Raw genomic sequence first — 11,783 nt, 5'->3', positions numbered from 1 at the left:
TGGATGAAGAATTCTCTTTTTAACGATCGTCCACATCTCCATCCTCAATCACATCGGCAAGCCTGTTTGTGAATTGCTCGGCCGCGTTCATGCCCATCCGCTTCAGACGGAAATTCATGGCCGCTACCTCAATAATGACGGCCAGGTTTCGGCCCGGACGGACTGGCACTGTTAGCTTGGTAATATCGGTATCGATGATTTTCATTTTCTCCTCATCAAGTCCCAGGCGGTCATAGGTCTTATTTTTATCCCAGATTTCAAGATCAATATTCAGGGAGATCCGTTTATGGGTGCGGACAGCCCCTGCCCCGAACAAGGTCATCACATTGATGATTCCCAGGCCGCGGATTTCGAGAAGATGCTCAATCAGTTCGGGTGATGTACCCACAAGTGTATCCTGGTCCTCCTGGCGAATTTCAACGCAGTCGTCCGCAACAAGGCGATGGCCCCGCTTAACAAGCTCTAGTGCCGTTTCACTTTTACCGACGCCGCTTTTCCCTGTAATCAGGACACCAATTCCATAGATATCGACAAGAACACCATGGACCGCCGTTGTCGGCGCAAGCTTGCTCTCAAGGTAATTGGTCAAGTGGCTGGAAAATCTGGTAGTCTTCTGCCTTGACCGCATGACTGGAACCGACTCCCGCTCCGCTGCTTCCAGCAGCTCTGCCGGGACTTCAAGGTCCCTGGTCACAATGATTGCAGGAGTCAGGTCGGTACAAAGCTGCTCCAGCCGCATTTGCCTGTCCCTTTCAGTAAGCTTTTCAATGAACGTAAGCTCCGTTTTTCCCAAAAGCTGAACCCGTTCAGCTGGATAATACTCAAAGTAACCCGCCATTTCCAGCGCCGGACGTGATATATCACTTGTCGTAATCGGGCGGTTCACCCCTTCTTCTCCGGCCAGGAGCTCCAGATTAAATTTATTAATAATATCGATAGTTCGGACTTTAGCCAATGAGGTGTCCTCCTTCTTTCTCATAGAGTTCAGTGACGCTTATACAATACCTCCTATTTTAGCACTATTTAGAACGAAACAAAAAGGACGTTTTGCTTAAATTTTCTTCCATCCGCGAGTCACCTTAATTTTCCCGGCAGACTTCGGTTCCCCTCAGTTTGGCATTATAATAAAAAGATAGACGAAAGGAGATTGATTTAAAATGAATACACAAGAATTTAACCTGAACAAAGAACAAAAGGATGAAATGTGTGCCCAAATCAGGCAGTTTTTTCTGGAGGAACGCGGAGAAGAAATTGGCGACCTTGCAGCGCTCATGGTTTTGGAATTCTTTACAGCTAAGCTCGGTGCCCATTTTTATAATCTGGGCGTGCAGGATTCTTACCGGTATATCTCGCTAAAACTGGAAGATCTATTTGAAATTGAAAAAAAGTAGCCCTTTTGTTGAAATGCAGGTTCGATGACCATGTCCTTTTTCCTTATAGGTTCATATTATACAAGTGAGCATAAACTTTAAGGAAGGAGTGACAGTATGAAAATCATGCTTGATGCAGGCCACGGTTACTCAACTCCCGGAAAACGCAGTCCCGATGGAATGAGAGAATACGAATTTACCCGCTCTGTTGCGAACCATGCCAGGAGCCTGCTGAATAACTATAGAGATGTAACAGTCTACTTCGCCCATTCCGACCAGGAGGATGTTCCGCTTCAAGAGCGTACCAATAAAGCAAATTCCCTCAAGGTTGACGCCTACGTCTCCATTCACGCCAATGCTTTTGGCAGCGGAGGATGGACCAGCGCCAGAGGCATCGAAACCTTTGTTTACCTCACCAGGCCTACAGGCAGTAATCAGCTTGCCCAAAAAATCCAACGGAACCTGATTGTCTCAACCGGTCTTGAGGACCGCGGTGTAAAGACAGCTGATTTCCATGTCCTTCGCGAAACAAACATGGATGCCGTCTTGATTGAAGCAGGCTTTATGACCAACCGGGAGGAAATCAAGCTCCTCCGTTCAGATGCCTATCGAAAAGCCATAGCAGAAGCCATTGTCAAGGCACTGGCGGACCAGTACAATCTCAATAGAAAACCGTCAAAGCCTTCACAGCCTGTCAAACCTGCTCCCTCTCCCACTAGAACAAGTCCCATGGGCTTTTATAAAGTCCAGGCTGGTGCTTTTAAAAATAGAAAAAACGCTGATGAACTAGCAGAGAGTCTGCAAAAGGATGATTACTCTCCATATGTATACAAGCAGGACGGATTTTATAAAGTCCAGGCTGGTGCTTTCAAAGACAAGGAAAATGCCGAAGAACTGGCGGAAAAGCTTCGCAGAGACAAGCTCAACCCATTTATTTACTTTGAATGATGGTAATGGGACCAAGCCCACAAGAAAAGCCGGACATCCTTATGATGCCGGCTTTATTCATCTCGGAACCCAGTTTTTGCTCCATTCCTCTATTTCCTGAGCAGAGTATTTTGGATGATGAGGCTGGCAATGGACATGATGACCGCAGTCAGGAGCGCCATCCCAAAGCCCTCAATTTTAAACGAACTGCCCATAAGGCTGTCTGTCACCATGAGGGTGAAAGCATTAATGACAAACAAGAAAAGTCCGAGGGAAAGAACCGTCACTGGCAATGTCAGAATAATCAGGACCGGCCGGACCAGGATATTCAGGACAGACAGGATGAAGCTTGCCCCCAGCGCCGCCCCGAAGCCTGATACATAAAACGCTTCATCAAAGTAGCCCGAGATGGCTATGAACAGCACTCCATTGATGAGGATTCCCAGCAGCCATTTCATAATGTCTTTTTAAGCGCGACAGAGCCCGTTTTGCTGTCCGCATAAATCCGGGCTAGTTTCTGGCTTTCAGTCCTGGATGTAAACCGGAGAGATTTTTGTACCATCTCGCTTTTTTCCTCCATTACTTCAACGTCCTCCAATTCCATCTTAAAGCCGCCAAGATTGGATCGAAGCTCTCCCTTAACAGGCAATTCTTCCGGGACATACAGCTCTATGCTGCCCGTAGCCCCTTTCGCTTCAATGCTTTCACAATCCTGATTGGAAATCGTGCAGGAAATATGGCCGCTGAACGATTGAAGGTCTGCATAACGGAAAGCCCCGTCCGCATTGATTGCCCCATTGATCGTTTCTGCCTCCAGCTCATCGATATGGCTCCTTGAGATTTGAATCTGTCCGTTTGCCGTTTCTGTTTCTGCCTTCCTGCATTCAAGGCTGTCCAGAGTAATCTTCCCGCTTGCCGTTTTTGCTTTTAAATCTTTCACCGTTAATCCTTCACTTTTGATGGAACCGTTGAAAAGTCTAATTCTTGTATGTTCGTAATCAGCTGCCGGAATGTAAATGGATGCATTGACCTTCATCCATTTCTGCTGGTTGGATAAACGCAGCTTCTGCCCTTCAACGGCAAACGTTGTTTCTTCGAGCAGTTTTCGCCGTGCCTGATCCTGGGAATCGACCCGATAGACTTTCGCCTCGCATTCCACCCGGACTTCATCCTTATCCCAGGGGAGCAATTGAACAGAACCATTTGCCAGGTCAATGTCCACCTGGTTCAGGTACACACCGCTTTGCTGGAAGATATGGTTAATGTCTATCGAGGGGCCAAAGTTCAAATCAAGGTCAACATCCTTAATTTTTTTAAAAGCAGTGTCCATAAAATCAACCACTTTGTCCATCGCAAACTGAAATTTATGGCCTGCCGACTCGTCTTTTTTTGGTTCCTTGTTCCATTCCCCTCTATGGACAGTGGTTGAAAGCTCCGTTATAAGCTCCGCTTTCTTCTCATCCACTTCCTTTTCCCTCTTATCCAGCTCCTCGATGAGAAATAATGCCTCATTGACACCAAGTTTCCCTTCTTCGACCATCTTAAGGATTTTCATTCTCTCTTCCTTCATTCCAAACTCCTCCTCATCTCTATATGTTTAACATTTAACACGGGCATAAAACCTTGAAAGACAATAAAAAGCTTGAATGGTGATGCAGATACAGCTGTGGAGAATAACACAGCCGAAGAACTCACGTTTTTTTGGAGCACAGCAGAACTGAATGCGGGAACAGCGGATTCTCTGCTCCCCATTTCCTTCTTCCCCGCTGGGAGAAAAGGTCACAGGTCTTTTTTACATGATCCAGCTCTATTTCCCCTCAGGAATAATTACGCAGAAAAACCAAAGAAGTTTCATGAGGAATCCCAATCTCTGTAAAATTATCTTTTTCTATTACTCTTTCACACTCTGAAATTGATTAAAACAGGAGAAAGATAATCGACAAATTTTGTAAAAAATAATCTAGCTAAATTCAAATATATGAATTAAAATGAATCTCGGCTAAGTGATTCGTTACATATCTGTAACAGGACTGTCATTAAGATGAAACAGCATGTATCGTTATGCTGATCGGAACGGAAGCCCGGGCACGGTGATGCACGGAGCTAACTGGACCCAGACATTAAACGGTTTTCCGCCTTCGTTTGAGGGCTTGAGAGAAATGATAATAACCATAGGAGGCAGGATTGTGAAGAAAAAAGGGGAAAAATTAAAATGTAAAATCATGGGCTACTTGCCTTTTCTTCTTGTCTTGTTCATCTCCACCTCCGTTGTTTCGATTGACGCAGCCCAGATGAAAAACACTTCGCACCAAGAGTCTCCATCCTCCCAATCCTACCATTCCATTATGCCGGGAGTATTTTCTGACATTCAGTTAAAAACCACTAGCCATTTAGAGCGGTTCCGGAAAGCTCCTTCCCTGCCTGAAAAAACAGTCTACTTAACGTTCGATGACGGCCCCCATCAGGCATCAGAAGAAATCCTGGCTGTTTTAGCCCGGTACGATGCAAAAGCCACCTTCTTCATGCTTGATGGCAATATAAAAAACATCCCAATGCCGTAAGAAAAATGGCAAAGGAAGGGCATGCGCTGGGAATGCATGGTGTAACACATGATAAGAAAAAAATCTACCAATCTCCGAAAACAGTGATTAACGAAATGGATCAGGCCCGGAAAACGATTAAAGCGGTAACTGGCGTGGATACCCTCCTGATACGCACGCCCTATGGAAGTGTTCCTTATATGAAGGCTGACTACAAAAAGGCCGTCAAAGATCATGGCTATATCCTGTGGGACTGGAACATCGACAGCATGGACTGGCATTACCGGGACCAGCGCTTCATTGACAATGTCCTTGCTCAACTGGCAGCCCAGTCCTCAAGCTCCCAGCCGCCCGTCATTCTCTTGCATGAACGGGAGGAAACAGCCGCAGAGCTGCCAAAACTGCTGGAGTACTTAAGCAGGAACCGGTACGAAATGAAATCACTCGATCCCTCCATGACGCCAATTCATTTAAAATAAATGTTCTTCCCGAAAATGTAAAAAGGGCTGAATCGAAAAGTGGTATACTTTTCGGTTCAGCCCTTTTTTAGTTTTCTGCAGTGCTTCCCTCTTCACAGAAGCACTGGTGAAGCGGCCGCAATTTACTTGTTTCCATAACACCCATTCAGAATTGATCTTTTGCAGATTAGGCATTGCTGGTGCTTTTCTCTCGTTCCTCGACTTGCTGCTTCATCCTCATTCGGTCCCGCTCAAGAACCGGTTTAAGGTATTTCCCCGTATAGGACTCCGTTACCTCGGCAATTTGTTCCGGTGTTCCGGAAGCCACAATAGTACCGCCGCGGTCTCCTCCTTCCGGGCCAAGGTCGGTAATATAGTCGGCAGCCTTGATGACGTCAAGGTTATGCTCGATTACAAGCACTGTATCACCATTCTCGACAAGACGTTGAAGGACCACAAGCAGCCGGGAAATATCATCGACATGAAGCCCGGTTGTCGGCTCATCCAGAATATACAGGGAACGTCCTGTCGAGCGGCGGTGCAGCTCGGAAGCAAGCTTGACACGCTGGGCTTCTCCTCCTGAAAGCGTGGTCGCCGGCTGTCCAAGCGTGATATAGCCTAATCCGACATCGGCAATCGTTTGAAGCTTACGCTGGATTTTCGGGATATTGCTGAAAAATTCGTTCGCATTCTCAACGGTCATATCAAGGATGTCCGAGATATTCTTCCCTTTGTATTTAACTTCCAGTGTTTCTCGGTTGTAGCGTTTCCCGTGGCACACCTCGCAAGGGACATACACATCCGGAAGGAAATGCATTTCAATCTTGATGATTCCGTCCCCGCGGCACGCTTCACAGCGGCCGCCTTTTATATTAAAGCTGAAGCGCCCTTTTTTATAGCCTCTGACTTTTGCTTCATTGGTAGACGCAAACACATCCCGGATATCGTCGAACACACCTGTATAAGTTGCCGGGTTGGACCTCGGCGTCCGGCCGATTGGCGACTGGTCGATATCGATGACCTTGTCGAGATGTTCGACCCCTTTTATCTCCCGGAACTCGCCCGGCCTGCTTTTGGCTCTATGAAGCTTCATGGCCAGGGATTTATGCAGGATCTCGTTTATGAGCGTACTTTTGCCCGACCCTGAAACTCCTGTCACGGCGATGAACGAACCTAATGGGAACTTGACGTTCACATTTTTAAGGTTGTTTTCCTTTGCCCCTTTAATTTCGATAAAGCGTCCATCGGCTTTGCGGCGTTCCAATGGGAGCGGTATGAACTTTTTACCGGAGAGATACTGGCCTGTGAGCGACGCAGGATCATTCATGACTTCTTCAGGAGTTCCCTGTGAAATAATTTCCCCGCCGTGGACTCCAGCACCCGGGCCGACATCGATCAAGTAATCGGCAGCCACCATCGTATCTTCATCATGCTCGACAACTATCAGGGTATTTCCGATATCGCGCATATTCTTTAGCGTTTCAATCAGCCTGTCATTATCGCGCTGGTGGAGACCGATGGAAGGCTCATCCAGAATATAGAGAACTCCTGTCAGCCTTGAGCCAATTTGCGTAGCCAGCCTGATCCGCTGGGCTTCCCCGCCCGACAAAGTGCCTGCCGAACGGCTCAGCGTAAGGTAATCAAGGCCGACATTGATCAAGAATCCAAGGCGCTCTTTTATTTCCCTGAAGATCAAATTGGCAATCTGCATTTCTTTTTCAGTAAGCTGAAGGCTGTCAAAGAATTGGTGTGCCTCCTCTACTGACAGCTCCGTCACTTGGCCGATATGGCGTCCGGAGACAAGGACCGCGAGAGTTTCCCGTTTCAGCCTGTAGCCTTTGCAGGTTGGGCAGGGATTCTCGGCCATATATTTCTCCATCTGCTCGCGGATATAATCCGAGCTAGTCTCTTTGAAGCGGCGTTCGACATTTTTCAGGACACCCTCGAACAGGATATAGTTCTCCCTGATTTGGCCAAAATCATTTTCATACCTGAAATAAATTCGGTCATTGCCTGAACCGTAGAGAATTTTGTCCATTTGGTCCTTCGGCAGGTTTTTTACCGGAACATCCTGGTCGATTCCATAATGGCTGCAGACCGCATCGAGCAGCTGCGGGTAATACTGGGAGCTGGTCGGCTCCCATGGTGCAATGGCATGCTGTTTCAATGTCAGCTCCTTGTTAGGGACAACAAGGTCCGGATCGATATTTAGCTTGACCCCGAGTCCATCACAATCCGGACAGGCGCCGAAAGGACTGTTGAAAGAGAACATCCGCGGCTCCAATTCTCCAATCGAGAATCCGCAGACAGGACAGGCATGGTTCTCACTGAACATCAGCTCTTCCTCGCCGATCACATCAATGATGACCTTACCTTCCCCCAGCCTCAAGGCTGATTCAAGTGAATCGGCGACCCTTGCAGAGATTCCATCCTTGACCACAATCCGGTCAATGACGACTTCGATGGAATGTTTCTTATTTTTCTCCAGGGAAATTTCTTCACCTAAATCATTCATTTCACCGTTAATCCGGACACGGACAAACCCTTGCTTTTTAATGTCCTCGAGCGTTTTGGCATGCGTCCCTTTTCTTCCGGAAACAATAGGCGCCAGGATCTGCATTTTTGTCCGCTCGGGAAATTCGAGAATCCGGTCCACCATTTGTTCTATCGTCTGCGAAGAAATTTCAATATGATGGATTGGACAGACAGGACGGCCGACCCTTGCGAACAACAGGCGTAAATAATCATAGATCTCAGTCACGGTCCCCACAGTGGAGCGGGGATTCCGGCTTGTTGTTTTCTGGTCGATTGAAATCGCCGGGGACAGCCCCTCGATTGCATCGACATCAGGTTTGTCCATCTGGCCCAGGAACTGGCGGGCATAGGCAGACAGTGATTCCACATAGCGCCGCTGTCCTTCCGCGTAAATCGTGTCAAAAGCAAGCGAAGACTTTCCTGAACCGGAAAGCCCTGTTAAAACAACTAGCTTATCACGCGGAATGGTGACATCGATATTTTTTAAATTATGGGCTCTGGCGCCTTTTACAATCAGTTTATCCATCGCCATGTTTTTGTCATCCTTCCGCTTTTATCTCTAGAATAAGATCACGCAGCTCGGCAGCCCGTTCGAAATTGAGGGCTTTGGCTGCTTCCTTCATTTCTTGTTCCATATTGGCAATTACGTGGTCCCGGTCTTTCTTTGACAGCTTCTTCAAGCCTTCAGAGGGGTTGTATTCTTCCTGCTCTTCCGCTGCAAAAGTTGCACGGATTGCATCCCGGATTTCCTTTTGGATTGTCTGCGGTGTAACGCCGTGCTGCTCATTGTACTCTTCCTGGATAGACCGGCGGCGTTTCGTTTCAGAAATTGCCAGCTCCATCGAATTGGTAATCCGGTCGGCGTACATGATGACATGGCCGTTGGCATTTCTCGCTGCACGGCCAATTGTCTGGATCAGCGAGCGTTCCGAACGGAGGAACCCTTCTTTGTCCGCATCCAGGATTGCAACGAGGGAGACCTCCGGAATATCAAGCCCTTCCCTCAGAAGGTTGATTCCAATGAGCACGTCATATTTTCCCAGCCGAAGCTCACGAATGATTTCAATCCGCTCGAGCGTCTTGACCTCCGAGTGAAGGTACTGGACCTTTATTCCGATTTCCTTCAGATAATCGGTCAGATCCTCCGACATCTTTTTAGTCAGGGTGGTAACCAGCACACGTTCATTGCGCTTGATCCGGTCATGGATTTCTCCTATCAGGTCATCAATCTGCCCTTCAATCGGACGAACATCGATGGTTGGATCCAGCAGGCCGGTCGGACGGATGATCTGCTCAATCATTTGCGGTGTGTGTTCGATCTCAAAAGGACCAGGAGTAGCAGAAACATAGATTGCCTGGCTGACGTGCTTTCCAAATTCATCGAATGTCAACGGGCGGTTGTCAAGGGCTGAAGGCAGCCGGAAACCGTGCTCAACAAGGACATTCTTCCTGGCCTGGTCACCATTATACATTCCCCTGATTTGAGGCAGCGTAACATGCGACTCGTCGATTACGAGCAAAAAATCTTCCGGGAAGTAATCAAGCAGGGTATAAGGTGTTGATCCCGGCGGCCTTAACGTCAGATGGCGGGAGTAGTTCTCAATCCCTGAGCAGAAGCCCATCTCCCTCATCATCTCGAGGTCGTAGCGGGTCCGCTGTTCAAGGCGCTGCGCTTCAAGCAGTTTATCCTCCGCCCTCAGCACTTCAAGCCGCTCTTCCAGTTCTTTTTCAATGTTCTGGACCGCAATCCGCATTTTTTCTTCGCGGGTTACGAAGTGGGAAGCCGGGAAGATGGCGACATGGTCCCGTTCACCGATAATTTCCCCGGTCAGTGCATCGACTTCGCGGATCCGATCGATTTCATCCCCGAAAAACTCCACCCGCATGCAGTGCTCATCTTTTGAAACCGGGAAGATTTCGACGACATCTCCGCGCACGCGGAAGGTCCCGCGCTTAAAATCAATATCATTCCGTTCATACTGGATATCCACAAGGCGGTGCAGAAGCTGATTCCGTTCGATTTCCATCCCGGTCCTCAGCGAGACAACCATTTCCCTGTACTCTTCCGGCGAACCGAGGCCGTAGATGCAGGAGACGCTGGCAATGATAATGACATCTCGCCGTTCAAACAGGGAAGATGTTGCGGAGTGACGAAGCTTGTCAATTTCATCATTGATGCTCGCGTCCTTTTCAATGAATGTATCTGTCTGCGGCACATAGGCCTCGGGCTGGTAGTAATCGTAATAACTGACAAAATACTCAACTGCGTTGTTCGGAAAGAATTCCTTGAACTCGCTGTAGAGCTGTCCAGCCAATGTTTTATTATGGGCGATGACCAGCGTTGGCTTGTTTATTTCTTTGATTACATTGGAAACAGTGAAGGTTTTTCCCGTTCCTGTCGCACCAAGCAGGGTTTGATGCTGCTTCTTTTCCTTTATCCCCTGCACAAGCTGGGCGATTGCCGCTGGCTGATCCCCTTGAGGGGAATATTTTGAGACTAATTCAAACTGGTTGTTCACCACATCAAAGCCTCCTAGCTTATAATCTTCCATTTATATTTAAGGATGCGCTGCAGGGTATCGGCCCGCTGATCCCATTATAGACAAAATTTCCGTACCATCATTTTACCATAAAGAAGGGGCAATAAACCAACAAAACGCAAACGAATGTTCCTGTATTTTTCAGTCAGACCTCTCATCAGTATCGCCAATCTTAACGAAATAATGATCCAGCTCTTTCAAAAATTTTAATAGCAATTAATAATAGAAGGCATTGTTTAAAACTGTGGACCGCTTGTTTACAGAATGCAGCAAAAGGGAGGGCAGGCTTTAACAGGGGTTGCCAAGGGGAGGAAGCGGCTTAAAGAAACAAAGCCGCGCCAATTTTTCATTGTGCGCGGCTCTATTGGTTCCTGGTTTTTTGAACCATTCGATTGGCAAAATAAAAGCCCAGTGTTAAGGAAAAAGCATCAATCACAATTAACAGCAGCGAATCGGTATATCCCTTGTAAACCGATGCTGCAATTAAAGCCACCGTCAATACAAGCCCAAGGACATGGTTATAAGCTACTCTTGTGAAAAATACAACTAATATGCCGGGCAGCAAAAGGGCAAAAAAGTATTTCATTACCAACGCATACACCTCTCTGGATCAGGCTTGACGGATGCGGACGCAAGCCTGTGATTCGTTACCTTTTAGCATAGCTGTTTTCCCATGTCCAGACAAGTGATAATATTTGCCTCCCTGATTCGCAGAGGAGCCTTTTTGAACAACCGCCTTTACAGTTTTTCATAAAAAATGGAGGCTACCGATCCCCCTATGAAAATGGTCAGCACCGAAAAAAGAAGGCTTTCTGCCCCCAGGGCTTTAAAGCCGATTAAGACGACCAAACCATCAATCAGGAAAATAGCTGTTCCCAGATTCATAGAGGATGCTTTTTGAATCATATAAGCCAGCAGGTCTGTCCCGCCCGTGCTTGTCTCAAAACGCAGCATCAGGCCAACACCGGTTCCAATCAATACTCCGCCAATAATCGAACTCAGCCATATTGGAAGGAGAAATTCACTCTTTAATGGAGACAGCCAATCAATAAAAAAGGAAGTGGCAATCAAGCCCTGGAAGCTGCTATAAAAGTAATTTCTTTCCTTGAACCAGGCATACACGCTGAGCGGGAGGCTCAATACAGCCATCCACAATCCTGTTTTTACATCAAGGTAATAATGAAGAATAAGGGCGATCCCAATAATCCCTCCGTCGAGCAAGTGATGCGGGACCAAAAATCCATTTATGCCAGTGCCGACTAGGAAGCCTCCTATTAAAGCAGCGGCCAGTTTTGTAACGAACCCGCTCACCTTCAGCCCCCTTTCTAAATTCCCCATCCATAAGGACATTACCTTCTAAACTATGGTGGATAAGCCCATATTATGCGAAAAAAAAGGGGTCAGGCACCCGTC

Annotated in this window: 9 protein-coding genes and 1 pseudogene; 3 read left to right on the top strand and 7 right to left on the bottom strand. The window is 47.4% G+C overall.

Translation table 11 applies throughout. The annotated features are described in order from the left end of the window. Positions 1-19: 19 nt before the first annotated feature. Positions 20-955 carry an HPr(Ser) kinase/phosphatase gene (hprK, locus tag EV146_RS06245; RefSeq protein ID WP_132003456.1) on the bottom strand — a complete coding sequence of 312 codons (936 nt, stop codon included), beginning with the start codon at positions 953-955 and terminating at the stop codon, positions 20-22. A 202-nt stretch (positions 956-1,157) separates the two neighbouring features. On the opposite strand from hprK, the gene EV146_RS06240 reads away from it, so the two are divergent. Together EV146_RS06240 and EV146_RS06235 are read left to right on the top strand one after the other, a co-directional pair. Then, a complete protein-coding gene (locus EV146_RS06240; RefSeq protein WP_121611056.1) occupies positions 1,158-1,391 on the top strand; it encodes a DUF2164 domain-containing protein in 234 nt (77 codons plus the stop codon). Between the two features lie 96 nt (positions 1,392-1,487). Next, entirely contained in the window at positions 1,488-2,318 is an 831-nt protein-coding gene (locus EV146_RS06235; RefSeq protein WP_132003453.1) for an N-acetylmuramoyl-L-alanine amidase, read from the top strand. An 89-nt stretch (positions 2,319-2,407) separates the two neighbouring features. Here EV146_RS06235 and EV146_RS06230 read toward each other — a convergent pair whose 3' ends face one another. Both EV146_RS06230 and EV146_RS06225 read right to left on the bottom strand, forming a co-directional pair. Then, positions 2,408-2,755: a phage holin family protein gene (locus EV146_RS06230; protein ID WP_132003450.1), complete on the bottom strand. Its 348-nt coding sequence runs from the start codon at positions 2,753-2,755 to the stop codon at positions 2,408-2,410. Next, the gene (locus tag EV146_RS06225) at positions 2,752-3,867 is read right to left on the bottom strand and encodes a DUF4097 family beta strand repeat-containing protein (RefSeq protein WP_132003447.1); all 1,116 of its coding nucleotides are present in this window, start codon (positions 3,865-3,867) and stop codon (positions 2,752-2,754) included. The genes EV146_RS06230 and EV146_RS06225 overlap by 4 nt, the downstream gene beginning before the upstream one ends. A 481-nt stretch (positions 3,868-4,348) precedes the next feature. On the opposite strand from EV146_RS06225, the pseudogene EV146_RS28355 reads away from it, so the two are divergent. Next, positions 4,349-5,316: pseudogene (locus tag EV146_RS28355) on the top strand (polysaccharide deacetylase family protein). Between the two features lie 166 nt (positions 5,317-5,482). On the opposite strand, the gene uvrA reads toward EV146_RS28355, so the two are convergent. The 4 genes from uvrA to EV146_RS06195 form a co-directional block, all read right to left on the bottom strand. After that, complete coding sequence (gene uvrA / locus EV146_RS06210; protein ID WP_132003438.1) at positions 5,483-8,362, bottom strand: excinuclease ABC subunit UvrA; 2,880 nt, start codon at positions 8,360-8,362, stop codon at positions 5,483-5,485. Between the two features lie 7 nt (positions 8,363-8,369). Then, positions 8,370-10,349 carry an excinuclease ABC subunit UvrB gene (uvrB, locus tag EV146_RS06205; protein WP_132003756.1) on the bottom strand — a complete coding sequence of 660 codons (1,980 nt, stop codon included), beginning with the start codon at positions 10,347-10,349 and terminating at the stop codon, positions 8,370-8,372. Between the two features lie 382 nt (positions 10,350-10,731). Continuing rightward, a complete protein-coding gene (locus EV146_RS06200) occupies positions 10,732-10,956 on the bottom strand; it encodes a CsbA family protein (RefSeq protein ID WP_373566050.1) in 225 nt (74 codons plus the stop codon). Positions 10,957-11,108: 152 nt separating this feature from the next. Next, positions 11,109-11,681, bottom strand: a complete 573-nt coding sequence (locus tag EV146_RS06195) for a YitT family protein (RefSeq protein WP_241993829.1) — start codon at positions 11,679-11,681, stop codon at positions 11,109-11,111. Positions 11,682-11,783 lie beyond the last annotated feature (102 nt).

Source organism: Mesobacillus foraminis, from assembly GCF_004340465.1.
GTDB lineage: Bacteria > Bacillota > Bacilli > Bacillales > Cytobacillaceae > Mesobacillus_B > Mesobacillus_B foraminis.
Note: the sequence above shows the minus strand (reverse complement) of the source record. Positions and strands in the feature narration are given on the sequence as shown.

Coding starts and splice junctions, on each gene's coding strand:
- EV146_RS06240 (WP_121611056.1), top strand. CDS start 1,158: ATGAATACACAAGAATTTAACCTGAACAAAGAACAAAAGGATGAAATG.
- EV146_RS06235 (WP_132003453.1), top strand. CDS start 1,488: ATGAAAATCATGCTTGATGCAGGCCACGGTTACTCAACTCCCGGAAAA.
- EV146_RS06230 (WP_132003450.1), bottom strand. CDS start 2,755: ATGAAATGGCTGCTGGGAATCCTCATCAATGGAGTGCTGTTCATAGCC.
- EV146_RS06225 (WP_132003447.1), bottom strand. CDS start 3,867: ATGAAGGAAGAGAGAATGAAAATCCTTAAGATGGTCGAAGAAGGGAAA.
- uvrA (WP_132003438.1), bottom strand. CDS start 8,362: ATGGCGATGGATAAACTGATTGTAAAAGGCGCCAGAGCCCATAATTTA.
- EV146_RS06200 (WP_373566050.1), bottom strand. CDS start 10,956: ATGAAATACTTTTTTGCCCTTTTGCTGCCCGGCATATTAGTTGTATTT.